Source organism: Caloramator quimbayensis, assembly GCF_900167605.1.
GTDB classification, from domain to species: Bacteria; Bacillota; Clostridia; order Clostridiales; family Caloramatoraceae; genus Caloramator_B; species Caloramator_B quimbayensis.
In genome coordinates, this window is the sequence record NZ_FUYH01000007.1 from 1 (window position 1) to 25,734 (window position 25,734).

Here is a 25,734-nt window from a genome sequence, read left to right on the forward strand (position 1 = left end):
CATTGTGCACTATGAAAATTTAAAATTTGACAAAAAAATAAGCCTGTATCAAGGCTTTAAGGCACTTTTTTTGTATTGCAACTGTCAAAGACCCGATTATGAATAAAAATGTTTTTTTATTGACATAGAAGATAAAATATATGTTATAATTTACTTTGATTTATTATAAGTTTAAAATGTTTATAATATAGGAGATATAAAATTTCTACACATGAATAGGTAGGAGGAATTGTATGACAAGCAAAAGACAAGAAAAGATTAGAAACTTTTGTATAATAGCTCATATAGACCATGGGAAATCGACTTTGGCAGACAGGCTTATTGAAGCAACAGGTACCCTGACGAAACGTGAAATGGAAGATCAGGTTCTTGATACAATGGAACTTGAAAAAGAAAGAGGAATAACAATAAAATCACAGGCAGTAAGGCTTGTTTATTCTGATTCTAAAGGTGATGAGTATATTTTAAATCTTATTGATACCCCAGGCCATGTAGACTTTAATTATGAGGTTTCAAGAAGCCTTGCAGCCTGCGAAGGCGCTATACTTGTTGTTGATGCAACTCAGGGTATACAGGCACAGACATTAGCAAACTGTTATCTTGCCCTTGATCATAATCTTGAAATAGTTCCTGTTATAAATAAAATAGATTTGCAAAGTGCAAGACCTGATGAAGTTAAAAAAGAGATAGAAGATATAATTGGTCTTGACTGCTCAGATGCTCCATTGATTTCAGCAAAGGTTGGAATAGGAATTGAAGAAGTTTTAAAGGCTGTAATTGAAAAAATACCTGCTCCAGACGGCTATATAGAAGGACCATTAAAAGCATTGATTTTTGACAGTATATATGATCCATATAAGGGAGTTGTCTGCTACGTTAGAATAAAGGACGGAACAGTTAAAAAAGGTACAAGAATAAAACTTATGATGACAGGAAAAGAATATGAAGTGACGGAGGTAGGTATATTTAGGCCAAGCTTTATGGAGGTTAATGAACTTAAAGCTGGAGATGTAGGCTATATTACAGCAAGTATTAAAAATGTAAGAGATGCAAGAGTTGGAGATACTATAACTGAAGCGGAAAGGATGGCAAAAGAGCCTCTTCCTGGATATAGACCTGCGGTTCCTATGGTGTACAGCGGCTTTTATCCTGCTGACAGCTCTAAATATGAAGAATTAAAAGAAGCTCTTGAAAAGCTTCAGCTGAATGACGCTGCTTTGACCTTTGAACCTGAAACATCAGTAGCTTTAGGTTTTGGATTCAGATGCGGTTTTCTTGGGCTTTTGCATATGGAGATAGTTCAGGAAAGGCTTGAAAGAGAATATAACCTCGATCTTGTAACTACAGCGCCGAGCGTTATATATAAAATAATACTGACAAATGGAAATGTTATTGAGCTTACAAACCCGACGAATATGCCATCGCCTACAGAGATTGATTATATGCAGGAGCCTATTGTAAATGCGTCTATAATATGTCCTAACGATTTTGTAGGAGCTGTAATGGAGCTGTGTCAAGGAAGAAGAGGTACTTTCAAAAATATGGAGTATCTTGAAACTACAAGAGTCATGCTTCATTATGAAATGCCTTTAAATGAAATAATATATGACTTTTTTGATGCATTAAAATCGAGAACAAAGGGATATGCATCCCTCGATTATGAATTTTCAGGATATAAAAAATCTGAACTTGTAAAGCTTGATATTCTATTAAACGGAGATATAGTAGATGCTCTATCGCAAATAGTACCAGAGGAAAGAGCTTATTACAGGGGAAGAGCTATAGCTGAAAAACTTAAAGAAGTTATACCAAGACAGCAGTTTGAAATTCCAATTCAGGCTGCAATAGGTTCAAAGATAATCGCAAGAGAAACCATTAAAGCGTTAAGAAAAGACGTTCTTGCAAAATGTTATGGAGGAGATATTTCGAGAAAGAAAAAGCTTCTTGAAAAGCAAAAAGAAGGAAAGAAGAGAATGAAGCAGATTGGAACTGTTGAGGTTCCACAGGAAGCATTCATGTCTGTATTGAAGGTGGAACAATGATAAATTCATTATATGTTCATATACCCTTTTGCAAAAAAAAATGTCTTTACTGTGATTTTAACTCCTATGTAAGATTAGATATACAGGATGATTATATTAAAGCTCTTTTAACAGAAATTAAAAGAATAAATCAGTCAAAATTTAAAACAATATTTATTGGTGGGGGAACTCCCACCATTTTATCTATATCAAACCTTAAAAAACTTCTTAGTGAACTTAAAAAGTTTAATGCCGATGAGTTTACGGTTGAAACAAATCCAGGTACATTAGATGACCAGAAGGCAAGGATATTGAAAGAATACGGAGTAAACAGAATCTCTATTGGACTTCAGGCATGGCAGAATAATCTTTTAGAAAGACTTGGAAGAATCCATAGAGTCGAGGATTTTTTAATTAGCTATGAAATGCTTAAAAAAATTGGATTTAGCAATATAAACATAGACTTAATGTTTGGAATTCCAAATCAAACTATGAGTAACTGGGTTCAAACTATTGAAAATGTATTGAAACTGAACCCAAGTCATGTATCATGCTACAGCCTTATAATAGAAGAAGGCACGCTTTATTATGAAATGTATGAAAAAAATCAGCTTACATTAATAGATGAGGATACTGAAAGGCAAATGTATTATTATGCTGTTGAATCTCTAAATAAAAAAGGTATTAAAAGATATGAAATATCTAACTTTTCAAAGGAAGGATATGAATGCAGCCATAACATAACTTACTGGATGGATGAAGAATATATAGGAGTTGGGGCAGGGGCTCATTCTTATGTTCAAAATAAAAGATTTTCAAATTATAAAAACATAGATAGATATATTGAAGGGATTTATTTAAGGAATGCTATAGAGGAAAGTGAAGTAATTGAAACCTATGATGAGATGTCTGAATTTATGTTTATGGGGCTTAGAATGACAAAAGGAATAGAAAAAGAAAGATTTTTAAAAAGATTTAATAAAGATGTGTATGATGTTTATGGAGATAAAATTAATATTCTTAAACAAAAAAATCTCATAATTGATGATGGGAAAAATATTATGCTTACAGACAAAGGAATAGATATTTCTAATCAAGTTTTTATAAATTTTTTGAAGTAGAAAATTTAAATAAAAAATAGTGGGGATATTGACAAAATTATTCAATAGTGATATTTTATTATCGTAATAATTAGCACTCAATACATTAGAGTGCTAACAAAAAGGAAGTGGGAGTATGAGTTTAGGTGATAGAAAAAGAACTATCCTAAGGGCAGTTATAATAGACTATATAGATACAGCAGAACCAGTTGGCTCAAGAACGATTGCTAAAAAATATGAGATGGGAATCAGCTCTGCAACTATTAGAAATGAAATGGCTGACCTTGAGGAACTTGGATATCTTGAACAGCCTCATACTTCTGCAGGGAGAATCCCTTCTGATAAAGGATACAGGTTTTTTGTAAATGAGCTTATGGAACTGCAAAGACCTTCAAGTTATGAGATAGAAGCAGTCAGAAACTTTTTTGATAGAACTACAATAGATGAAATCGATAATATTATTAAGCAGATTTCAAAAGTTTTATCAAGTATAACCCAATATACCTCTGCCGTACTATCTCCATCGGTAAAGAAAAGTTCTGTAAAATCTATTCAGCTGATACAGATGAGCCTTACAGATATTATAGCTGTAATAGTAACCGATACAGGAATAGTGAGACATTGCAAAATTAAAATTCCTAAACCTATATCAAGCAATACTTTAACAGCAATAAACAATATGCTGAATGAAAAGCTTACAGGATTAACTATTGAAGATATTGATTTATCCGTTATATCTTCAATACAGCTTGAAATGAAGGGATATAATGAAATATTAAATTCTATAATACCTGTACTCAATGAAAGCCTTAAGTCCTTTGACTGCGATATATTCCTTGATGGTACTACTAACATATTCCATTATCCCGAATATAACGATATAGAAAAAGCTAAAAATTTTCTTTCCCTTCTTGAACATAAAGAAAAACTTCTTGATATTTTTTCAGAGGATGACAGCAATATAACTGTTTCCATTGGCAAAGAAAATATATATGATGAAGTTAAAGATTGCAGCATTGTAAAGGCTTCATATAAAATAGGGGATAAAACCTTAGGGAAGATTGGAGTTATAGGTCCAACGAGGATGAACTATGCAAAGGTAATCGGTATATTAAAGTATCTAACAGATACATTAAATTATATACTTAAAAATCAATTAGATGAATAAAATAATTTGTTAGAAGGTGATAAAGTGGCGGATGAGAATTTTGTGAATAAGGTCGAGACTGCTGATAATAATTCTAATATGAATGAAGAAATAAATGATAAGAATTTTAATGAAGATTTAAATGAATTAGAAAAAGAGCAGCAGTCTCAGGAAAATGATAAAAATGATGAAGCGCCTGATTATGAAAATCTATATAATGAGCTTCAAAAAAAATATGAAGAAAAAGAAAAACAGGTAAATGAATATATCGATATTCTTAAAAGAACAATGGCTGATTTTGACAACTATAGAAAGAGAACTAATAAAGAAAAAGAAAGCATATACGATGACGGCATTATGGATGCAGTAAAGAATATTTTACCTGTGTTTGATAATCTTGAGAGGGCATTAGAGTATAATAATGAAAATCAAAGCCTTATTGAAGGCATTAAAATGGTTGTAAAATTATTTAAGGATATAATGGCAAAAATGAATATAGAAGAAATAAATGCTTTGGGGGAAAAATTCAACCCGGAACTTCATAATGCAGTAATGCATGTTGAAGATGAAAGCTTTGGAGAAAACGAAGTAATTGAAGTCCTGCAAAAAGGATATAAATATAAAGACAAAATTCTACGTTACAGCATGGTTAAAGTAGCTAATTAACAAATAGTTTAATAATATGAAGGAGGAAGAGAATTATGGGAAGAGTAATAGGTATCGACCTTGGTACTACTTATTCATGTATGGCATTTATGGAAGGAGGAGAACCTGTAGTTATACCAAACTCTGAAGGTGCTAGAACTACAGCTTCTGTTGTTGCTTTTAAACCTAATGGTGAGAGAATAGTAGGACAGGTAGCAAAAAGACAGGCTATAACTAATCCTGACAGGACAATAATGTCAATTAAAAGGCATATGGGAACTGATTATAAAGTAAATATTGATGGTAAAGCTTATACTCCGCAGGAAATATCTGCAATGATACTTGCAAAGCTTAAGGCAGATGCAGAAAGCTACTTCGGGGAACCAGTTACTGAAGCTGTTATTACAGTTCCTGCATATTTTAATGACAGCCAGAGGCAGGCAACAAAGGATGCAGGAAAAATAGCAGGTCTTGAAGTTTTGAGAATAATAAATGAACCTACAGCAGCCTCACTTGCCTATGGACTTGACAAAATGGATAAAAATCAGAAAATCCTTGTATACGACCTTGGAGGAGGAACTTTCGACGTTTCTATACTTGAAATTGGAGATGGAGTATTTGAAGTAAAATCAACAAATGGTAATACACATCTTGGAGGAGACGATTTTGACCAGAAGATAATGGATTATCTTTGCGATACTTTTAAGGCTGAAAACGGAATTGACTTAAGAAGCGATAAAATGGCAATGCAAAGGTTAAAGGAAGCTGCAGAAAAGGCTAAAATTGAGTTATCAACTTCTTTATCTACAGAAATAAATCTTCCATTTATAACTGCAGATGCAACAGGACCTAAGCACCTTAATGTTACATTAACAAGGGCTAAATTTAATGAATTAACCTCTGATCTTGTTCAAGCAACATTAGAGCCTATGAAAAATGCTTTAAGGGATGCAGGACTTGAAATAAATCAGATAGACAGAGTTGTTTTAGTTGGAGGTTCCACAAGAATACCAGCAGTTCAGGAACTCGTTAAGAATTTTACAGGAAAAGAGCCTACAAAGGGTATAAACCCAGATGAATGCGTTGCAGTAGGAGCTGCAATACAGGCAGGAGTATTAAAAGGAGAGGTAAAGGATGTACTTCTTCTTGATGTAACACCTCTATCCCTTGGAATTGAAACACTCGGAGGTGTGTTTACAACTTTAATACCAAGAAATACAACTATACCAACAAGAAAGAGCCAAATCTTCTCAACTGCAGCTGATGGTCAGACATCCGTTGAAATACATGTTCTTCAGGGTGAAAGACCTATGGCAAGGGATAATAAGACTCTTGGAAGATTTACTTTATCTGGAATTCCACCAGCTCCAAGAGGAATACCACAGATTGAGGTTACCTTTAATATAGATGCTAATGGAATAGTTCACGTTTCAGCAAAGGATTTAGGAACAGGCAAGGAAGCTAATATAACTATTACTGCTTCAACAAATCTTTCAGATGATGAAATAGATAAATTAGTTAAGGAAGCTGAAAAATACGCTGAGGAAGATAGAAAGAGAAAAGAAGAAATAGAAGTTAGAAACAATGCTGATTCAATAGTTTATCAGACTGAAAAGACATTAAAGGATCTTGAAGGAAAAATTTCACCTCAGGATAAGACAGAAATAGAAGAAAAATTAAAGAAGGTAAAGGATGCACTAAATGGTACAGATACTGAAGCTATAAAGAGTGCAACAGATGAACTTACTCAAAAATTCTATGATATTTCCTCAAGAATATATCAGCAGGCAGGAGGAAATGCACAGGGTAATCCACAAGACAGCGCAAATCCCAACGATATTCATGCAGACTACGATGTAAAGGACGATAAATAGTATTAAGGAGGGATTACAGTCCCTCCTATCTGTATGCGGAAGGTGGTGAAGCTATTGGCGAAGGATTATTATGCAATACTTGGAGTTGAAAAGAATGCATCAGATGAGGATATAAAGAAAGCCTTTAGAAAGCTTGCACTTAAATATCATCCTGATAAAAACCCTGGAGATAAAAATGCTGAAGAAAAGTTTAAGGAAATAAATGAGGCTTATCAAGTCCTTTCTGACCCGCAGAAAAGAGCACAGTATGATCAATTCGGAACTGTTGACTTTAATGGGCAGGGAGGTTTTGGAGGCTTTGACGCATCAGGCTTTGGCGGTTTTGGAGGTTTTGAAGGATTTTCAGATATATTTGGAGATATATTTGGAGATGTTTTTGGAGGAAGAAGGCAAAAGCATGGCCCTCAAAGAGGTGCTGATTTAGAGTATAATCTCGATTTAACCTTTGAAGAGGCAGCCTTTGGAGTTAAAAAGGATATTGAAATATTCAGGTATGAAACCTGTGAAAAATGCCATGGTACGGGAGCAAAACCTGGCACAACTCCAAAGACATGTCCAAAATGTAATGGAACAGGTCAGATTAAAATGCAAAGAAACACTCCCTTTGGCAGTTTTGTAAACGTAACTACCTGTGACAGATGTTATGGAGAAGGAAGAATTATAGAAACTCCATGTCCTGACTGTGGTGGAAAAGGGAAAATAAGAAAAAAGAAAATAATATCTATAAACATCCCTGCAGGAGTAGATACTGGAAATACTATTCCTCTAAGAGGTGAAGGTGAAAAGGGACTTAAAGGAGGACCGCCAGGGGATTTATATATAAATATAAGAGTTAAACCTCATAAGTTATTTCAAAGAAAAGGCTTTGATATAATTTGTGAGACACCTGTTTCCTTTATAAAGGCAATACTTGGAGGAGAAATTACTATTCCAACCCTTGAGGGAGAAGAAAAGTATACTATTTCTCCAGGAACTCAGCCAGGGACCATCGTAAAATTAAAAGGTAAGGGAATAACAAGGATTAGAGGAACAGGAAGAGGAGATCTTTTTGCAGAATTAAAGGTTGAAATTCCTAAAAAATTAACTGATAAACAAAAGGAACTTCTTCAAAAACTTGCTGCTGAATTTGGAGAGGATACTAAAGAAAGTAAAAAATCCTTTGTGGATAAATTCAAAGATGCCTTTGGAGGATAATAAAAAGGTCAGATGTAAAGAAATGCTGCATCTGACCTTTTTAGTTGTATATTTTTACACAATATAAATATTGTAGTATAATTAATAAAAAAAAGAGAGGATGAAGAGTGTGAAGGGAAAATGGATAGAAGTAAAACTTATAACAAGCAGCGCAGCTGTTGAACCTATATCAGGAATATTCTATGGTCTTGATGTAAAAGGTGTTGCAATAGAGGATCCTAATGATATAATAAACAGAAATCAGGGAGAGATGAGCTGGGATTTTGCAGATGTTTCTATTTTAGAATATAAAGACAGTGCAGCAGTTGTAAAGGGGTATTTCAGTCAGGATGATGATATAGATAAGATTGTTGAGTACATAAATAATAAAATAAAAGAATTAATTGATATGGGAATAGATGTTGGAGAGGGAAAAATAGTAACAAATGTTGTTTTTGAGGAAGACTGGGCTAACTCTTGGAAAAAATATTATAGAACTACGAAAATAGGCAAAAACATAGTTATAAAACCTAAATGGGAGGAATACAGCCCTAAAGATGATGAAATAATCATAGAACTTGACCCTGGAATGGCCTTTGGAACTGGAACTCATGAGACGACTATAATGTGTATTGAGCTTCTTGAAAAATACATAAAAGAAGGAGATACAGTATTCGATATAGGTACTGGCTCAGGCATACTATCAATAGCATCATCAAAACTTAAAGCAGGAAAAGTTATTGGAGTTGATATAGATGAAGTTGCTGTTGATGCCGCAAGAGAAAACATACAGTATAATAATGTCAGCAACGTTAAAATAAGATTAGGGAATTTAACGGATGTTGTTGAGGGAAAAGCTGATGTTATTGTAGCTAATATTATAGCTGATATTATATTAAAATTAGCCGATACTATAAAGCCGTTTTTAAAAGAAGGCGGTATTTTTATAGTATCAGGTATTATTCAGGATAGAAAGCAGGATATTATTGAGAAGTTTAATAAATCTAACTTTAATATCTGCGACATAAAACAGATGGGAGAATGGGTTGCAATATCTGCAAAGGTTAACTAAGGAGGATTTATGCATAAGTTTTTCATAAGTAGTGAAAATATAGATTATAAAAATAATAGGATTATAATTACAGGTGAGGATGTAAACCATATTACAAAGGTTCTTAGGTTAAGATGCGGCGAGAGTATAAAAATATCAGATGGAAATGGAAATGAATATATCAGTATTATTGAAACCTTTGATAAAAAAAGCGTTACATGCAGTATAGCTGAAAAATTTAAAAATGAGACAGAACCAAAAGTAAAAATTACTTTATTTCAAGCCCTTCCTAAGGCTCAAAAGATGGATTTGATTGTGCAAAAATGTGTTGAGATAGGAGTTTGCACCATACAGACAGTAATAACTAAAAGGGTTGTCGTAGATATTAAAAGCAAAGATATATCAGCAAAAATTGAAAGATGGAACAGAATAGCCATGGAGGCGGCAAAACAGAGCGACAGGGGAATTATTCCTGATGTTTTAGAACCAATAGAATTTAAAGATGCTGTTGAAAAGTTAAAAGGAATGGATGTATCAGTAATACCCTATGAAAATGAAAAAGTTAAGGATTTTAAAGATTTGTTAAAAGAAAAACAAAGCTTTAATAATGCAGGAATATTTATAGGCCCTGAAGGAGGATTTGAGGATGAGGAGATAAAAATCTGCATAGAAAATGGCATTGTGCCTGTAACTTTAGGACCGAGAATATTAAGAACAGAAACTGCAGGATTTGTATCTTCTACAATAGTTTTATATGAAGCTTGTGATATGGGAGGAAGCAGATGAAAAAAGTTGCCTTTTATACACTCGGATGCAGAGTAAATCAATATGAAACCGAGGCAATAGCTGAGGCTTTTTTAAAGGAAGGATATGAAATAGTAAACTTTGATGATTATGCTGATGTATATGTTATAAATACATGTACTGTAACAAACGTAGGTGACAAAAAATCAAGGAACATGCTTAGAAAGGCAAAAAAACAAAATCCTAAGGGAGTCGTTGTTGCAGCGGGATGCTATTCGCAGGTATCTCCCGACGAGGTTGCATCTATTGAGGGGGTAGACGTTGTTGTAGGGACATCTGACAAAGTTAAAATACCTAAATTAGTTGAGGAATTTTTAAAAGAAGAAAAGCAAATAAAACATGTTGATAATATAATGAATATAAGAGACTTTGAAGAAATGGAAATCGATGAGTATCAGGAAAGGACGAGGGCATTTTTAAAAATACAGGATGGCTGTGACAGGTATTGCTCATATTGTTTAATTCCTTATGCAAGGGGGCCGGTTCGAAGTAAAAATCCAAATTCGGTAATAAAAGAGGTCAACAATTTAGCCCTAAATGGATTTAAGGAAATCATATTGTCTGGAATTCATGTTGCTTCCTATGGAAAGGATTTAGGAAATATAAATCTTGTTGATTTGATTGAACAAATTAACAGCATCGATGGTATTGAACGTATAAGAATAGGTTCAGTTGATCCGACCTTTTTTACAGATGATAGGATTAAGCGTTTAAGTATGGTAGAAAAACTTTGCAACCACTTTCATCTATCCCTTCAAAGCGGATGTGATGAAACTTTAAAGCGAATGAACAGAAAATATACAACGTATCAGTATAAAGATATAGTCAATAGGCTTCGTGAGTTTATCGACGGGGTATCAATAACAACTGATGTTATTGTAGGATTTCCAGGGGAAACTGAAAAAGAGTTTAATACTACCTATGAATTTTTAAAAGATATAAAATTATCAAAGATGCATGTTTTTAAATACAGTACAAGACATGGCACAAAGGCTGAAAAACTTCCCAATCAAGTACCTGCATCTATAAAAGAAGAAAGAAGCGAAAAACTAATAAAACTCGATGAAGAATTAGAAAGAAGTTTTATTGAAAGATTTATAAATAAGGAAATGAAGGTTTTGTTTGAAGAAGGAAATGATAATAAATTTTATGGATATACTACCAACTATATAAGGGTTATGGTCAATTCTGATGAAGAAATTAGGGATAAAATATTAAATGTAAGATTGATAGAGAATTTAAAGAATATGGCTGTAGGAGAAATAATAAAATAGATTGAAATTAAAAGAAGGAAAATAATATTTTATGTTGAATAAAATATTATGAATGGAGGTGAAAACAATGGATTGTATATTTTGTAAAATTGTAGAAGGAACAATTCCTTCAGCTAAAGTTTACGAAGATGAAAAAGTTGTGGCTTTTAAGGATATTAATCCCGAAGCTCCTGTACATATTATAATTATTCCAAAGGAGCACATTGAATCAGTAAGAGAGATTGATGAAAATAATGCTCTCATAGTATCACATATAATCTTAACAGCTAAAAAAATAGCAAAGGATTTAGGAATTAGCGAAAGTGGATTTAGAATTGTTAATAACTGCGGGAAAGACGGAGGACAGACAGTACCTCATTTGCATTTTCATCTTTTAGGTGGAAGAGATATGCAGTGGCCTCCAGGTTGATGAAGAATTTAGTATTATTTATTGACAGTATTTACACATATAATATATAATATAATAGGTACTAATAAAGTACGAACTTCACAGCACTTGATCTTAAAATTATGCATAATTGAAAATAGCGGAGGGAGGGAGAACAGGTGTCAGAAATCAGAGTTGGAGAAAATGAATCAATTGATAGTGCACTCCGTAGATTCAAGAAAAAGTGTGCAAGAGCTGGAGTCCTTGCAGAGGTTAGAAAGAGAGAACACTATGAAAAACCAAGCGTAAAGAGAAAGAAAAAATCTGAAGCTGCAAGGAAGAGAAAGTTTAAATAACGAAAGAAGGGTAGTCATGTCTCTCAAGGATAGGTTACAGGAAGACTGGAAAACTGCTATGAAAAATAAAGACAGTTTCAGGTCTAATGTAATTAGTATGGCAAGAGCTGCTGTACTTCAGGCTGAAAAAGCTGACGGCTCAAAACTTGATGATGAAGGTGTAATTGCTGTCCTATCTAAGGAAGTTAAACAACGAAGGGATTCAATCCTTGAGTTTGAAAAAGGGAACAGGCAGGATCTTGTTCAGCAGACTGAAAGAGAAATAGAGATTTTGCTTGAATACCTTCCTCAGCAGTTATCTAAAGAAGAACTGATTGAAATTGTTAAAAGTGCTGTGAAAGAGGTAAATGCTACAAGTGTAAAAGAGATAGGAAAAGTAATGGCAGCAATAATGCCAAAAGTCAAAGGAAGAGCTGATGGAAAGCTTATAAATGAAATAGTAAGACAGATTTTACAATAATAAGACCCGATTACGGGTCTTTTTAATTTTCTTCTCTTATCAAAGTAAATATAAGTATATGTACACAAAATACAAAATATGTTAAAATATGTTAAGAGGTGATGCTTTTGAAAAAAAGAACACTGCTCAATCTTTTTAACATATTTTTATTTTTGATTTTTTTTATTATAAATCACAAAGCAGTGGCTTCAGATAAAGGAGTATACATAATTCCAATCAAAGGAGAAATAGGCCCAGCAGTTTCAGCTTTTGTTTCTAATCAATTTAAAACGGCAAAGGATTTAAACTGTGAAATTGTTATTCTCGACTTGGATACTTCAAAAGGACGATTAAAGGATGCAATTAAAATTCAGGAAATAATAATAAACAACAGAAAATCTTTCAAAATTTATTCTTATATAAAAAGCAAAACTGAATCAGCTGGAGTTATTATTGCATTATCAAGTCATAAAATATATATGGCTAAAGATGCAACTATAGGTAATGCCTTTTTACTTTCAACTAACAATTATAATATTTCCCTGTGGAATTCTATTTTGAAAAATCAGGCAGAATCTACAGGAAGAAAAGGAGATATAGCCCTATCGATGGCTGATTATAGCACTTCTATTCCTAATTTAAAGATAAAAGGAGAACTTTTAAATCTTTCAGCAAAAAAAGCCAAAGAATTCGGCTATTGTGACGGAGTAGTAAATAACATGGATGAGCTTATAAACAGCGTATACAGAGGAAAAAGAATTTTTTATGCACAAAAGGATATTAAAGTAAAATTATCAGAAATTATTTCAAATCCATATTATGCAATGCTTCTGCTTCTTTTTGGTATTACCTTTGTTTTGCTTGAAAGTTCTATTAAATCCTATAAGATATTAGGCACCTTAGGAGTATTAGGTATTTCTATTTATTTTACTGGCAGCATACTCTCAGGAAATACTGTTTGGTGGACCTTTGTACTTTTTATTGCAGGGTTTATATTGCTTTCAGTAAAAAATTATTATAAAAAATATAAATTTATAGGTACTTTTGGGTTTGTTTGTTTATGTACTTCAATACTCTTTTCAAGGGATTTAAGGCAGGGAATAATTTTTCTTTCTGCATCGATTTTAGTTTACATAATCGATTCATATATAATTATAAAATATATAAATGAATCAGAATTATTAACGAATATAATTTTTAAATTGAGACGTAAAAAGCTGATTAATTAATTTAAATATTAGTATTTTATAAAAGGGTGCTGTTTGCAGCCCTTTTGTTATTTTAAAAAGAAAAACAGCATAATTATATTGTAAAGAAATTATTTGAGGATATTATATGCAAAAAAATAATATTAATAATTTTAAAAGCAGATTATCAGAATCTTTGGATATACCCAAAGATGTATCCTTTGGAGTGCCAAATATAAAAATGACAGGCAATATTGAAATAACGATTGAAAATCATAAAGGAATAATAGAATACTCTCAGAACATATTAAGAATTAATTCAGGATGCGGAATAATAAAAATTTCTGGTAAAGACTTAGAAATTAAAGAAATAAATCAGGAATATATAACTATTAAGGGAATATTCGACGGTATCGAATTCATTTATTGAGGTGCAGAGTATGAGTAAAAAAAATTCTATGGAATTTATTAATGGATATATCATCGTAAAAGCAGAGGGGCTTAATACTGAAAAATTTATAAACATGGCTGTTAATAATGGAATTAATCTTTGGGATGTTGAAAGAATCGATTTTACAACCACCCTTTTTAAAATGAGATATTATCAATATGGAATGTTGAGAGAGGTAGTTAAAAAAACAGGAGTAAAAGTAAAAATAATAAAAAAAACAGGTATACATTTTATATATAAAAAGGCATTAAGAAGAAAAATTTTTATATTAGGCATAGGTGTATTTTTAGCAATAATTATTTATATGCTTAATATAATTTGGCAAATCGAAATAAGCGGCAATAAAACTGTTGATTCAAAGCTTATATATGAATCTGCAAAAAATGCGGGGCTTAAGGAAGGAAATTTAAAGTATAAACTTAATATTAGAGACATAGAAGATTCAATATTAAAGGATATTAAGGAGCTTTCCGTTGTAACTATAAGACTTGAGGGAACTAAAGTCAGAATTGAAGTCGTTGAGAGAAAAATGCCTCCTTCAATATTGAACTTAAATGAACCTATGAATATAATAGCTGCAAAGGATGGAATTATATTAAAAGTATCAACTTATATGGGAAAGTCTCTAATAAAGGAGGGTGATTATGTTAAAAAAGGCCAGATTCTAATTTCTGGCATATTGACTGATAATCAAAATTTACCAGTAAGATTAGTTCATGCTATTGGCGATGTAACTGCAAAAACATGGTATGAATCAGTTAAAGAAATAGACTTAAATTATAAATATGAAGAGAGAACAGGAAGAGTATGTAAAAAAGTTTACTATAATATAAATGATAAAAAAATATATTTAAAAAATGATAACATTGACTTTCAAAAATATGATAAAATAATAGATAAAAAGCTGCTAAAAATAGGTACTTTAAAGATGCCTGTAGAAATGACTACTGAATATTACTATGAGTTAGCCTATAAATATAAGACTATTGACTATGATGAAGCTTATAAAATTGCTCTAAATGAAGCTGAAAATGAAATTAAGCAGTATCTTCCAAAAGATGTGAAGATAATAGATAAAAAGATAGAAAAAACTATGGGAAATAATAAAGTAAAGGTAAGATTATTGTATGTTGCTGAAGAAAATATATGTCTAATGCAGGCAATTAAATAGAAGGAGGATAAAAATTGGACAAAGAAAGCAGAATTGAGATAGACAAAGTAGAGGATGTCATAAACTTATTTGGAAAATATGATGAAAATATAAAGGCTATAGAGCAGACTTTTAATGTTAATATTATTAGCAGAGGAAATGAGATAAAGGTTACTGGAGATGGAAATGTTGAACTTGCAACAGATACTATACTTAAATTATTGGAAATTATAAAAAGAGGAGAAACTATTAATCTGCATACTGTGAACTATATAATAAGTCTTGTTATGGAGTATAAATCAGAGGAATTTCAAAAGATTATAGATGATGTTGTTATTGTAACTGCAAGGGGCAAATATGTTAAATGCAAAACTCTTGGTCAAAAAAAATATATTGATTCTATTAAGAAAAATGAAATAGTATTCGGAATTGGTCCTGCTGGTACTGGAAAGACATATCTTGCAATTGCAATGGCGGTTAAATTTTTAAAAGATAAAAAAGTTGGCAGGATAATACTAACAAGACCTGCTGTTGAGGCAGGGGAAAGATTAGGATTTCTTCCAGGGGATCTTCAAGAAAAAATAAATCCCTATCTTAAGCCGCTATATGATGCACTTTATGACATACTTGGAGTTGATACATTTCAAAAGTATATGGAATCAGGTATAATAGAAGTAGCTCCCCTTGCATATATGAGAGGAAGAACCTTAGATGACTGTTTTATAATACTTGATGAGGCTCAAAACACAACTCCTGAGCAGATGAAGATGTTTTTAACGAGGTTTGGATACGGCTCAAGAATTGTTGTTACGGGAGATATAACTCAAATAGACCTTGGTGAAGGGAAAGTTTCAGGGTTAAAACAAGTAACAAAAATTTTAAAGGATATAGATGGGATTGAATTTATTTATTTTTCTCATAAGGATGTAGTAAGGCATAAACTTGTTATGGAAATAATAAAGGCATATGATAAATATGATGTTAATAAAGACAGGTGATAAAATGGAAAACTACAAAAGATTTTTAGGAAAATCTATATTTAAAAATACAAAATTCATAAAGGCGGTAATTTTTATAACAACCTTTGCAATTCTTTTTCTTATATCTTCTATAGGAGTAATACCTAAAAAATACAGCTTAAAAGAGGGAGATATTGCTCCATCAGATATTAAAGCTCCGAGAGACTTTACTGATGATATTTCAACACAGGAAAAGATAGAAAAAGCAATTTCATCAGTGCCTGATAAATATAGCAAAAATATAGAAATTAAAAACGATGCAGTAAAAAAAGTAAGGGATTTTTTTGAAAAAGTTAATGAAATTAAATCATCAGAGGATAAAGATGAAGAAAAGATAAATAAATTAAAATCAGCATCTATTTTTAATTTAGAAGATGAGGATTATAAAGTAATAATTCAGCTAAAGAATGAAGAAATTGAAAATATTACGTCCTTTTTACAAAATTGTTTATCAAAGATTTTATCTCAGGATATTATGGTAAATAATGAAGAAGATATAAAAAGAGCAAAGGATGATTTTAATTTTTATGTTGAAAATTCTTCTATGCAAAGTTCTCTGAAAAAAATATGCAAAGAAATAGGAATTCCTTTGATAAAACCTAATCTATATTTTGATTCTCAGCAGACAAGCGAATTAAAAGAAGAGGCTAAAAAGCAGGTGCAGCCAGTTATTTATAAGAAGAATCAGAATATAGTACTTAAAGGTGAAGTTATAACATCAAGACATATTTACTTAATGAGAAAAGCAGGTTTGCTTTTGGAAAATAAGCTGACAGACATTTGGCTTTATTTAGGAGTAGCTTTGACTATTATACTCATGGAACTTATTATTTCATTTTATTTATACAAATACAGAAGAAATATTTACTATGAGAACAATAAATTAGCAATCATTTCAATAACCTTATGTATAAACGCTCTTTTTACAATAGGAATTAATACAATATCCGGTTATTTAATACCTGTGGCTTTGAATGCTATTCTCATGAGCCTTATATTTGATTCTTTTACTGCCTTTTTTATTAGTATTCCATCAGTTATTGTTATAGCCTTTATTACAAATTTCAGCACCGAACCTCTGCTTTTATATATCGTTGGTTCGATATCAGGAATACTATTTATAAGCAATGTTCATGAAAGAAACAATATTTTGATAAGCGGCGTATATACAGGATTAATTAATGGTATTATAACTTTATCAGGCAATTTTATAAATAACAATCTGGAAATTACGCAGATTATAATACAATGCTTTGCTTCTATTGGAGGAGGAATTTTATCAGCGATGCTGTCATTAGGAATACTTCCTGTATTTGAACAATTGTTTGATATTATTACTCCAATTAAACTTTTAGAGCTTTCTAATCCTAATCAGCCGCTGCTAAAAAGATTATTGTTTGAAGCTCCGGGAACATATCATCACAGCATACTTGTTGGAAATCTTGCTGAGGCTGCTGCAGATGAAATTGGAGCTAATTCTCTATTAGCAAGGGCAGGAGCTTATTATCATGATATAGGTAAAATAAAAAGGCCTTATTTCTTTAAAGAAAATCAGATAACAAATGATAATCCTCATGATAAGATAACTCCCAAACTAAGTGCACTTATTATTACATCCCATGTTAAAGACGGAATAGAACTTGCACAAAAATATAAACTTCCCGGTGCAATAAAAAGCTTAATTCAGCAGCATCATGGTACAACCCTTGTTAAATATTTTTATGTAATAGCATCAAACAATTCAAATGAAGATATAACAGAAGAGACGTTTAGATATGAGGGACCAAGACCAAAAAGTAAAGAGGCATCTATAATTATGCTTGCAGATAGTGTAGAGGCAGCGGTTCGCTCCCTTAATAACCCGACAATTTTAGAAGTAGAAAGTATGGTAACAAAGGTTATAGAGGATAAGATAAATGATGGTCAGCTTAATGAAGCAGATCTTACATTAAAAGATATTGAAACTATAAAAAAATCTTTTATTAAAGTGCTTATAGGAATATTTCATAATCGTATAGAATATCCTGATTTAAACGATAAAGCAAAGGAAGGAGAAGGTACAATTGATAGAGTTTGATAATAGACAAAATATAATTGATTTTAATGATGAAATAAAAAATCTTATAGAAAAAAGCATTAATACAGCATTAGAATTTGAAAAATTTACAAAACCCTTTGAAATCAATGTGATATTAACTGATAATGATGGTATTAAAAAAATTAATAGAGAATATAGATTTATAGATAAAGAGACAGATGTGTTGTCATTTCCTATGCTTGATTTTAAGTTTTTTGAAAAAAAAGATATTGATATAAATGATATTAATGATTTTAATATTGAAACGGGTGAAGCTGTTCTTGGAGATATAGTTTTATCACTTCAAAAAGCGCAGAGCCAAGCGATTGAATACGGCCATTCTATTGAAAGAGAGATTGCTTTTTTAACAGTTCACAGTGTACTTCATCTTTTAGGTTATGATCATGAAGAGGATAGCGATAGAATTATTATGAGAGAAAGGGAAGAAAAAATATTAGATAAATTAGGACTTATAAGGGGTAGTAATTAAAACATGAAAATAAAAAAAATAACAGATAGTTTTAACAATGCAATAGAAGGTATTATCTATACTGTCAGAACTCAGCGCAACATGAAGATACATTTTGTTATTGCTATTTTAGTTCTTCTTCTGAGTTTATTTTTTGATTTTTCAAAATCAGAGATACTTATTCTTTTCCTAACAATAACTCTTGTAATAGTACTTGAAATGATAAATACAGCTATAGAAGCTACAATTGATGTGATAGCTAATTATTATCATCCCCTTGCTAAAATTGCAAAAAACGTTGCTGCTGGTGCTGTCCTTATCGCTGCGATAAACTCTGTAGTTGTAGGTTATCTGCTCTTTTTTGAACGTTTAAAGCCTATTACTTTAACTGTATTTATGAAAATAAAACAGTCGGATACAACCGTAGTTTTTATATGTCTTATACTTACTACATTGATAACTATAATAATTAAAGCTATTTATGGAGAAGGTACTCCCTTAAGGGGGGGCATGCCAAGCGGTCATAGTGCTCTTGCCTTTGGAATTGCAACTTCAATATCATTAGTTACAAACCAGTTCCTTATAATTACTCTCTGCTATTTTTTAGCTTTTCTTGTTGCTCAAAGCAGAGTAGATGCAAAAATTCACAGCGTTTTTGAAGTTGTAGTAGGTGCTATGATAGGTATACTTGTCTCAATATTAATATTTAAACTTTTCTAAGAGGTATTTACCTCTTTTTATTTTTAAAAAAGGAAAATAATGCTATAATATAAGGGCGGATTAAATTACATAGAATAATAATAAAATATTATGATACAATAAAAGGAGGAATACGATGGATAATATAGAATTAATAAAACTTGCAAATGCGGCAAAGGAAAATGCATATACTCCCTATTCTAATTTTAAAGTAGGAGCTGCAATTGTAACAGAGGATGGAAAAGTATTTACCGGATGCAATATTGAAAATGCTTCCTATGGAGGTACAAATTGTGCTGAAAGGACAGCTTTATTTAAGGCGTTATCAGAGGGGCATAGGAAATTTACAAAAATAGCTGTTATATCTGACAGCAGCGATTATACTTATCCGTGCGGTATATGCAGACAGGTTCTTTCTGAGTTTTCGTTGAATTTAGAAGTTATAGTAGCAAATCAAAAATTAGAATATAAAGTTCATAAGCTCTCAGAGCTTCTTCCTTATGCATTCACTAATAAAGATTTGGAAAGGAGATAATTTATGACTGAATTCAAATCAGGTTTTGTAGCAATTATTGGGAGACCAAATGTTGGAAAATCTACGCTATTAAATAGAATAATAGGTGAAAAATTATCGATTATTTCAAATAAACCCCAAACTACAAGAAATAATATAAAGGCAATATATAATGGCGATAATTGTCAGATAGTTTTTCTTGATACACCGGGAATACATAAACCTAAGCATAAACTTGGAGAACAGATGGTAAATTCAGCTCATAGCGTGCTCAGCGAAGTCGATATTGTTTTATTTATTACAACTCCTCAGGAGGATATACATCCTTCTGATAGACATATAATTGAAAAATTAAGGAATGCTAAAGTTCCAGTATTTCTTATTATAAATAAGGTTGATTCGGTTAAAAAAGAAGAGATTGCAAAAACGATAGAATGTTATATGAAGGAGTTTAACTTTAGGGAAGTAATCCCAATATCCGCATTGAAGGGAAATAATATGAATACTATGCTTGAGGTTTTAAAATCAAATCTTCCATATGGTCCTCAATATTTTCCTCCAGATATTATAACTGACCAGCCGGAAAGATTTGTTATATCTGAAATAATAAGAGAAAAACTTCTTCACCATCTAAAAGATGAGGTTCCTCATGGAACTGCAGTTGAAATTGTAAGGATGTTTGATGATAAAGAAACTGGAGTTACGAATATAGATGCTACTATCTACTGCGAAAAGGATACTCATAAAGCGATTATAATTGGAAAAGGCGGAGGAATGCTTAAAAGGATTGGGCAGGATTCAAGAATTGATATAGAGAAGTTTCTTGGAAGCAGGGTGTTTCTGCAGCTTTGGGTAAGAGTTAAAAAAGATTGGAGAGACAATCCTTCTTTGATAAAATCTTTGGGCTATTGAGAAATTGGAGGTGATGATTTTGTCACTAATAAACGTACAAGGAGTAGTACTTAAATATATTAAGCTTGGAGAAAGTGATAAAATCATTACTATATTGACAGATAAGCTTGGAAAGGTTGATGTTGTTTCTCATGGAGCACGAAAGACAAAGAGCAAATTTATGGCTTCAACTCAGCCCTTTTGCTATGGAGAGTATCAGCTGTATAAAGGTAAAAGTCTTTATACTTTAAGCCAAAGCAGCATTATAGATTCCTTCCAGTCTATTATTATGGACTTAGATAAGCTATCCTATGGTGTATATTTTTTAGAGCTTATTGACAGCCTTACTGAAAATGAGGCAAAATCGGTAAGCATGTTAGCATTACTTTTAAAAACATTATATATATTAACTCATGATGATGTAAATTTAAAGCTTTTAAGGCTGACTTTTGATTTTAAGGCTATATCTATTGGAGGATATATGCCTCAGATTTCAAAGTGTTTAAAATGCGGCGATAAAATTTCAGAAGGATATTTCAGCATAATAGATGGAGGAACTGTATGCAGGAATTGTAAAGACAATAAGTATAACTATGGTATAAATAAAGAAACTATGAATTATTTACATATAATAAAAAACATAAAATTAGAGGATTTGAGAAATATTAAATATGATGAGAAAACTATTGACTACCTCCAAAATATAATGACAAGATATATTTTCTATCAAACTGATAAGGAACTAAAAAGTATAAGCCTTATGAATAAAATAAACAAATAAGGAGATGATTTTATGGAAGAAATAAGCCTTGAAAAAATTGATATAATAAGGCAGAGAACCGGAGTCGGGTACGCACAGGCAAAGGAGCTTCTCGAAAAGAATAACGGCAATGTTGTTGATGCGTTAATAGATTTTGAACAGAATCAAAAATCCTTTACTCAGAACTTTGCTAATGCAAGCAATGACTTGATTGAAACGATTAAAGACATAATAAAAAAAGGTAATGTAAGCAGAATAAAGGTAAAAAAGGATAACAAAGTGCTGGTAGATATTCCTGTTACAGCTGGAATTGCGGCTGGAGCCCTCGGAATATTCTATCCTGCTTTAATTGCAGTAGGAGCTGTTGCGGCAGTAGCATCTAAGATAGTAATAGAGATTGAAAGACCTGATGGGAAAATAGACGTTGTAAATGAAGTTGTAAAAGAAACCTATGATGATGTAAAAGAAAAGTTTGAGGAAATGAAGGATAAAACTGAGGATGCAGTAAATAACATAAAAGACGATATAACACAAAGGTTTGAAAATGTTACTAAAAATAAAAATAATGCTTTTGATGGTGAAAAAGATAATAATGATAATGAATAAGTCAGTTTTACTGACTTATTCATTTTTTTTGGCGCAATAATTGTGTTGAAAAATAAAACAATTTAAAATAAAATAGATAATAAGAAAAGTTTTGATTATTTAAATAAAAAAATAATAAAATAATTTTAAAGATATAGTAAAGCTAAAATCATTATATGTTATATATAAAATATTTTTTTTAAAAGTATTGTGTTTAAATTCTTCAATTTATATAATAATATATAAATAGTAAAATTTATTATTTATTGCATTTTATGCAAAGAAGGTGATTTATATAAAACTTACAAAGCGTCAGGAAGAAATAATCGAACTTGTTAAGAAAAATCAGCCTATAACAAGTGAACAAATAGCACAAATCTTAAAGGTTACAAGAGCTGCATTAAGGCCTGATCTTGCTATCCTTACTATGACAGGAATTCTTGAAGCGAGGCCTAAGGTTGGATATTTGTATTCAAAGAAAGGCAGCAATAATATAATATACGATTACATTAAGGAAATAACTGTTGCTGATATTAAAACGAAGCCTGTTATAGTAACGGAAGATACTATGGTTTATGATGCTATTCTGCAGCTGTTTTTAAATGATGTAGGAACAATATTTGTTGTTAATAATGGATATCTTACTGGAGCAGTTTCAAGAAAAGACTTTCTTAAAATCGCAATAGGCAATACAGATGTACATAAGGTTCCAATAGGCGTAATTATGACGAGGATGCCTAATATTATTACAGTTACTGATGAAGATACAGCCTATGAAGCAGCAAAGAAGATTATCGAACACGAAGTCGACAGCCTTCCTGTAATAGAAAAAATTGTTACTGATGAGGGTAAAGAGGTTTTCAGAATTACAGGAAAAGTATCAAAGACAAACATTACTAAGCTTTTTGTTAAATTAGGCTCTAATAGTTAAAGAGATTATATTTTTTATTCAAATGTGGGACTTTATATGTCCCTGTGGGTTGTCTATATTAAATTAATATATAAAATAATAAACAGGGGGTCATACAATGACAGGTCAGACAAAAAAATATGTTTACCTATTTAGTGAAGGAAATGCAGGTATGAGAAATCTTCTTGGAGGAAAAGGTGCAAACCTTGCTGAAATGACTAATATTGGATTGCCTGTTCCTCAAGGATTTACAGTAACTACTGAAGCCTGCACAAGGTATTATGAAGATGGACAAAAAATAGGGGATGACATTAAAGCTCAAATATTCGAATACCTTGAAAAACTTGAACAGATTACAGGAAAGAAATTTGGAGATCCATCAAATCCTCTTCTTGTTTCAGTACGTTCAGGAGCAAGAGCTTCAATGCCTGGTATGATGGATACAATACTTAACCTTGGACTTAATGATGAAACAGTAGTAGGCCTTGCTAAGCTTACAAACAATGAAAGATTTGCCTTCGACAGCTATAGAAGATTTATTCAGATGTTCAGCGATGTTGTTATGGAAATCGATAAGAACAAATTTGAAAAAATACTTGATGCAGTTAAAGAAGAGAATGGTGCAAAATATGATACTGACTTAACTGCTGAAAATCTTAAAGAAGTTGTAAAAAGATATAAGGTGCTTTACAAAGAGGAAAAAGGTACAGATTTTCCAGTTGATCCAAGAGAGCAGCTTTTTGAAGCTGTAAAAGCCGTTTTCCGTTCATGGAACAACCCAAGAGCTATCGTATATAGAAGATTAAACGATATACCTGGAGATTGGGGAACAGCAGTTAACGTTCAGCAGATGGTATTTGGAAATATGGGTGAAACATCAGGAACTGGTGTTGCATTTACAAGAAACCCTGCAACTGGTGAAAACAAGGTATTCGGTGAATATTTAATAAATGCACAGGGTGAAGATGTTGTTGCAGGTATCAGAACTCCACAGAGCATAGAAACATTAAAAGATGTTATGCCTGAATGCTATAATGAGTTTATGAGAATTGCTAATATTCTTGAAAAACATTATAAAGATATGCAGGATATGGAATTTACAATAGAGCAGGGAAAACTTTATTTCCTTCAGACAAGAAATGGTAAGAGAACTGCTCCTGCAGCTTTAAAAATTGCTGTTGACATGGTTAGCGAAGGACTTAATACTAAGGAAGAAGCTGTATTAAAGGTTGATCCAAAGCAGCTTGACCAGTTATTGCATCCAGCTTTCGACCAAGAAGAATTAAAGAGTGCAAAGGAAATAGCAAAAGGTCTTCCAGCATCACCAGGAGCTGGCTGCGGAAAAGTTTACTTTACAGCTGAAGAAGCAAAAGAGCATAGAGCAGTTGGAGAAAAAGTAGTTCTTGTCAGAGTTGAAACATCACCTGAAGATATAGAAGGTATGGTTGCTGCTGAGGGTATACTTACTGCAAGAGGCGGAATGACATCCCATGCTGCAGTTGTTGCAAGAGGAATGGGTAAATGCTGTGTTGCTGGCTGCGGAGATATACAGATTAACGAAGATGAAAAATATTTCGTAGCTAATGGCGTTAGAATTAACGAAGGCGATTACATATCCCTTGATGGAAGCACAGGTAAAGTATATGGCCAGAAGATAAAGACTGTAGAGCCAGAAATTACAGGATACTTTGGAACATTCATGGCATGGGCAGATGAAATAAGAAAGCTTAAGGTAAGAACAAATGCTGATACACCAAGAGATTCCCATCAGGCTGTTAAATTTGGTGCAGAAGGTATAGGACTTTGCAGAACAGAGCATATGTTCTTTGAAGAGGATAGAATTCCTGCAGTTAGAGAAATGATTGTTGCTAAAAATGAAGAGCAGAGAAGAAAGGCTCTAGCAAAGCTTCTTCCAATGCAGAAGAAAGACTTTATAGGAATATATGAGGCTATGGAAGAAAGACCAGTAACTATAAGACTTCTCGACCCACCACTTCATGAATTCTTGCCTCAAGAGGATGATGATATAAGAGAACTTGCAAATACAATGGGTCTAACCTTTGAAGAGCTTAAAGCAACAGTTGAAAGCTTACACGAATTCAACCCAATGATGGGTCATAGAGGATGCCGTCTTGCAGTTTCATATCCTGAAATCGCTGAAATGCAGACAACTGCAATTATTGAAGCTGCAATAGAAGTAAATAGAAAACACGGCTGGAATATAGTTCCTGAAATAATGATTCCTCTTGTTGGAGAAATAAAGGAACTTAAGTTTGTAAAAGAAATAATCGTTAAGACAGCAGATGAGATAATTGCAAAAGAAGGGGTAAACCTTAAATATATGGTTGGTACAATGATAGAAATACCAAGAGCAGCACTAACAGCAGATGAAATAGCAAAAGAAGCTGAATTCTTCTCCTTTGGAACTAACGATTTAACTCAGATGACCTTTGGTTTCTCAAGAGATGATGCAGGCAAGTTCCTTAATGATTATTATGATAAGAAGATATTTGAATCAGATCCATTTGCAAAACTTGATCAAAACGGAGTTGGCAAGCTAGTAAAAATGGCAGCAGAGCTTGGAAGACAGACAAGACCAGAAATAAAACTTGGAATCTGCGGAGAGCACGGAGGAGATCCTTCATCAGTTGAATTCTGCCATAACGTTGGACTTAACTATGTATCATGCTCACCATTCAGAGTTCCAATCGCAAGGCTTGCAGCGGCCCAGGCTCAGGTAAAAAATCCAAGATAAAAAATTTAAGGAGTAG

The 25,734-nt window shown here is 32.2% G+C and carries 25 protein-coding genes; all 25 read left to right on the forward strand.

Translation table 11 applies throughout. The annotated features are described in order from the left end of the window. Window positions 1–233: 233 nt before the first annotated feature. The 25 genes from lepA (at window position 234) to ppdK (ending at window position 25,718) form a co-directional block, all read left to right on the forward strand. Window positions 234–2,042 (forward strand): translation elongation factor 4, encoded by a 1,809-nt coding sequence (lepA, locus tag B5D15_RS05655; RefSeq protein WP_078696155.1) that lies wholly within the window; start codon window positions 234–236, stop codon window positions 2,040–2,042. Beyond that, window positions 2,039–3,142 (forward strand): radical SAM family heme chaperone HemW, encoded by a 1,104-nt coding sequence (gene hemW / locus B5D15_RS05660; RefSeq protein ID WP_078696156.1) that lies wholly within the window; start codon window positions 2,039–2,041, stop codon window positions 3,140–3,142. The genes lepA and hemW overlap by 4 nt, the downstream gene beginning before the upstream one ends. 115 nt (window positions 3,143–3,257) lie before the next feature. Continuing rightward, the gene (gene hrcA, locus B5D15_RS05665; RefSeq protein ID WP_078696157.1) at window positions 3,258–4,289 is read left to right on the forward strand and encodes a heat-inducible transcriptional repressor HrcA; all 1,032 of its coding nucleotides are present in this window, start codon (window positions 3,258–3,260) and stop codon (window positions 4,287–4,289) included. 42 nt (window positions 4,290–4,331) lie between these two features. After that, on the forward strand, window positions 4,332–4,934 hold the full coding sequence (grpE, locus tag B5D15_RS05670; RefSeq protein ID WP_242948697.1) for a nucleotide exchange factor GrpE: 603 nt from the start codon (window positions 4,332–4,334) through the stop codon (window positions 4,932–4,934). Window positions 4,935–4,969: 35 nt separating this feature from the next. Beyond that, window positions 4,970–6,787 carry a molecular chaperone DnaK gene (dnaK, locus tag B5D15_RS05675; protein WP_078696158.1) on the forward strand — a complete coding sequence of 606 codons (1,818 nt, stop codon included), beginning with the start codon at window positions 4,970–4,972 and terminating at the stop codon, window positions 6,785–6,787. A gap of 33 nt (window positions 6,788–6,820) precedes the next feature. Next, window positions 6,821–7,981, forward strand: a complete 1,161-nt coding sequence (dnaJ, locus tag B5D15_RS05680) for a molecular chaperone DnaJ (protein ID WP_078696159.1) — start codon at window positions 6,821–6,823, stop codon at window positions 7,979–7,981. 109 nt (window positions 7,982–8,090) lie between these two features. After that, window positions 8,091–9,032 (forward strand): 50S ribosomal protein L11 methyltransferase, encoded by a 942-nt coding sequence (gene prmA, locus B5D15_RS05685; protein ID WP_078696160.1) that lies wholly within the window; start codon window positions 8,091–8,093, stop codon window positions 9,030–9,032. 9 nt (window positions 9,033–9,041) lie between these two features. Continuing rightward, window positions 9,042–9,797: a 16S rRNA (uracil(1498)-N(3))-methyltransferase gene (locus tag B5D15_RS05690; RefSeq protein WP_078696161.1), complete on the forward strand. Its 756-nt coding sequence runs from the start codon at window positions 9,042–9,044 to the stop codon at window positions 9,795–9,797. Continuing rightward, the gene (gene mtaB / locus B5D15_RS05695; protein WP_078696162.1) at window positions 9,794–11,089 is read left to right on the forward strand and encodes a tRNA (N(6)-L-threonylcarbamoyladenosine(37)-C(2))-methylthiotransferase MtaB; all 1,296 of its coding nucleotides are present in this window, start codon (window positions 9,794–9,796) and stop codon (window positions 11,087–11,089) included. Before B5D15_RS05690 ends, mtaB begins: the two co-directional genes overlap by 4 nt. 67 nt (window positions 11,090–11,156) lie before the next feature. After that, complete coding sequence (locus B5D15_RS05700; RefSeq protein WP_078696163.1) at window positions 11,157–11,498, forward strand: histidine triad nucleotide-binding protein; 342 nt, start codon at window positions 11,157–11,159, stop codon at window positions 11,496–11,498. Window positions 11,499–11,635: 137 nt separating this feature from the next. After that, entirely contained in the window at window positions 11,636–11,812 is a 177-nt protein-coding gene (gene rpsU / locus B5D15_RS05705; RefSeq protein WP_078696164.1) for a 30S ribosomal protein S21, read from the forward strand. Window positions 11,813–11,828: 16 nt separating this feature from the next. Continuing rightward, window positions 11,829–12,272: a GatB/YqeY domain-containing protein gene (locus B5D15_RS05710; protein WP_078696165.1), complete on the forward strand. Its 444-nt coding sequence runs from the start codon at window positions 11,829–11,831 to the stop codon at window positions 12,270–12,272. 107 nt (window positions 12,273–12,379) lie between these two features. Next, on the forward strand, window positions 12,380–13,480 hold the full coding sequence (locus tag B5D15_RS05715; RefSeq protein WP_078696166.1) for an NfeD family protein: 1,101 nt from the start codon (window positions 12,380–12,382) through the stop codon (window positions 13,478–13,480). Between the two features lie 106 nt (window positions 13,481–13,586). Further along, entirely contained in the window at window positions 13,587–13,868 is a 282-nt protein-coding gene (gene yqfC, locus B5D15_RS05720; protein ID WP_078696167.1) for a sporulation protein YqfC, read from the forward strand. Window positions 13,869–13,878: 10 nt separating this feature from the next. Further along, window positions 13,879–15,060: a sporulation protein YqfD gene (gene yqfD / locus B5D15_RS05725; protein ID WP_078696168.1), complete on the forward strand. Its 1,182-nt coding sequence runs from the start codon at window positions 13,879–13,881 to the stop codon at window positions 15,058–15,060. A 14-nt stretch (window positions 15,061–15,074) separates the two neighbouring features. Then, window positions 15,075–16,037: a PhoH family protein gene (locus B5D15_RS05730; RefSeq protein ID WP_078696169.1), complete on the forward strand. Its 963-nt coding sequence runs from the start codon at window positions 15,075–15,077 to the stop codon at window positions 16,035–16,037. Beyond that, a complete protein-coding gene (locus tag B5D15_RS05735; RefSeq protein ID WP_179122206.1) occupies window positions 16,015–18,135 on the forward strand; it encodes an HD family phosphohydrolase in 2,121 nt (706 codons plus the stop codon). The genes B5D15_RS05730 and B5D15_RS05735 overlap by 23 nt, the downstream gene beginning before the upstream one ends. After that, the gene (gene ybeY / locus B5D15_RS05740) at window positions 18,122–18,625 is read left to right on the forward strand and encodes an rRNA maturation RNase YbeY (protein ID WP_078696171.1); all 504 of its coding nucleotides are present in this window, start codon (window positions 18,122–18,124) and stop codon (window positions 18,623–18,625) included. Before B5D15_RS05735 ends, ybeY begins: the two co-directional genes overlap by 14 nt. A gap of 3 nt (window positions 18,626–18,628) precedes the next feature. Continuing rightward, complete coding sequence (locus B5D15_RS05745; RefSeq protein ID WP_078696172.1) at window positions 18,629–19,324, forward strand: diacylglycerol kinase; 696 nt, start codon at window positions 18,629–18,631, stop codon at window positions 19,322–19,324. A gap of 115 nt (window positions 19,325–19,439) precedes the next feature. Then, window positions 19,440–19,838: a cytidine deaminase gene (locus B5D15_RS05750; protein ID WP_078696173.1), complete on the forward strand. Its 399-nt coding sequence runs from the start codon at window positions 19,440–19,442 to the stop codon at window positions 19,836–19,838. A gap of 3 nt (window positions 19,839–19,841) precedes the next feature. Further along, on the forward strand, window positions 19,842–20,729 hold the full coding sequence (gene era, locus B5D15_RS05755) for a GTPase Era (RefSeq protein WP_078696174.1): 888 nt from the start codon (window positions 19,842–19,844) through the stop codon (window positions 20,727–20,729). Between the two features lie 19 nt (window positions 20,730–20,748). Then, the gene (gene recO, locus B5D15_RS05760; protein ID WP_179122207.1) at window positions 20,749–21,489 is read left to right on the forward strand and encodes a DNA repair protein RecO; all 741 of its coding nucleotides are present in this window, start codon (window positions 20,749–20,751) and stop codon (window positions 21,487–21,489) included. Window positions 21,490–21,501: 12 nt separating this feature from the next. Beyond that, entirely contained in the window at window positions 21,502–22,074 is a 573-nt protein-coding gene (locus B5D15_RS05765) for a DUF4342 domain-containing protein (RefSeq protein ID WP_078696176.1), read from the forward strand. 274 nt (window positions 22,075–22,348) lie between these two features. Further along, complete coding sequence (gene ccpN / locus B5D15_RS05770; RefSeq protein ID WP_078696309.1) at window positions 22,349–22,984, forward strand: transcriptional regulator CcpN; 636 nt, start codon at window positions 22,349–22,351, stop codon at window positions 22,982–22,984. Between the two features lie 97 nt (window positions 22,985–23,081). Continuing rightward, entirely contained in the window at window positions 23,082–25,718 is a 2,637-nt protein-coding gene (ppdK, locus tag B5D15_RS05775; protein WP_078696177.1) for a pyruvate, phosphate dikinase, read from the forward strand. The last annotated feature ends 16 nt before the right edge of the window (window positions 25,719–25,734 follow it).

Coding starts and splice junctions, on each gene's coding strand:
- lepA (WP_078696155.1), top strand. CDS start 234: ATGACAAGCAAAAGACAAGAAAAGATTAGAAACTTTTGTATAATAGCT.
- hemW (WP_078696156.1), top strand. CDS start 2,039: ATGATAAATTCATTATATGTTCATATACCCTTTTGCAAAAAAAAATGT.
- hrcA (WP_078696157.1), top strand. CDS start 3,258: ATGAGTTTAGGTGATAGAAAAAGAACTATCCTAAGGGCAGTTATAATA.
- dnaK (WP_078696158.1), top strand. CDS start 4,970: ATGGGAAGAGTAATAGGTATCGACCTTGGTACTACTTATTCATGTATG.
- dnaJ (WP_078696159.1), top strand. CDS start 6,821: ATGCGGAAGGTGGTGAAGCTATTGGCGAAGGATTATTATGCAATACTT.
- B5D15_RS05690 (WP_078696161.1), top strand. CDS start 9,042: ATGCATAAGTTTTTCATAAGTAGTGAAAATATAGATTATAAAAATAAT.
- mtaB (WP_078696162.1), top strand. CDS start 9,794: ATGAAAAAAGTTGCCTTTTATACACTCGGATGCAGAGTAAATCAATAT.
- B5D15_RS05700 (WP_078696163.1), top strand. CDS start 11,157: ATGGATTGTATATTTTGTAAAATTGTAGAAGGAACAATTCCTTCAGCT.
- B5D15_RS05710 (WP_078696165.1), top strand. CDS start 11,829: ATGTCTCTCAAGGATAGGTTACAGGAAGACTGGAAAACTGCTATGAAA.
- yqfC (WP_078696167.1), top strand. CDS start 13,587: ATGCAAAAAAATAATATTAATAATTTTAAAAGCAGATTATCAGAATCT.
- yqfD (WP_078696168.1), top strand. CDS start 13,879: ATGAGTAAAAAAAATTCTATGGAATTTATTAATGGATATATCATCGTA.
- B5D15_RS05735 (WP_179122206.1), top strand. CDS start 16,015: ATGATGTTAATAAAGACAGGTGATAAAATGGAAAACTACAAAAGATTT.
- B5D15_RS05745 (WP_078696172.1), top strand. CDS start 18,629: ATGAAAATAAAAAAAATAACAGATAGTTTTAACAATGCAATAGAAGGT.
- B5D15_RS05750 (WP_078696173.1), top strand. CDS start 19,440: ATGGATAATATAGAATTAATAAAACTTGCAAATGCGGCAAAGGAAAAT.
- era (WP_078696174.1), top strand. CDS start 19,842: ATGACTGAATTCAAATCAGGTTTTGTAGCAATTATTGGGAGACCAAAT.
- B5D15_RS05765 (WP_078696176.1), top strand. CDS start 21,502: ATGGAAGAAATAAGCCTTGAAAAAATTGATATAATAAGGCAGAGAACC.
- ppdK (WP_078696177.1), top strand. CDS start 23,082: ATGACAGGTCAGACAAAAAAATATGTTTACCTATTTAGTGAAGGAAAT.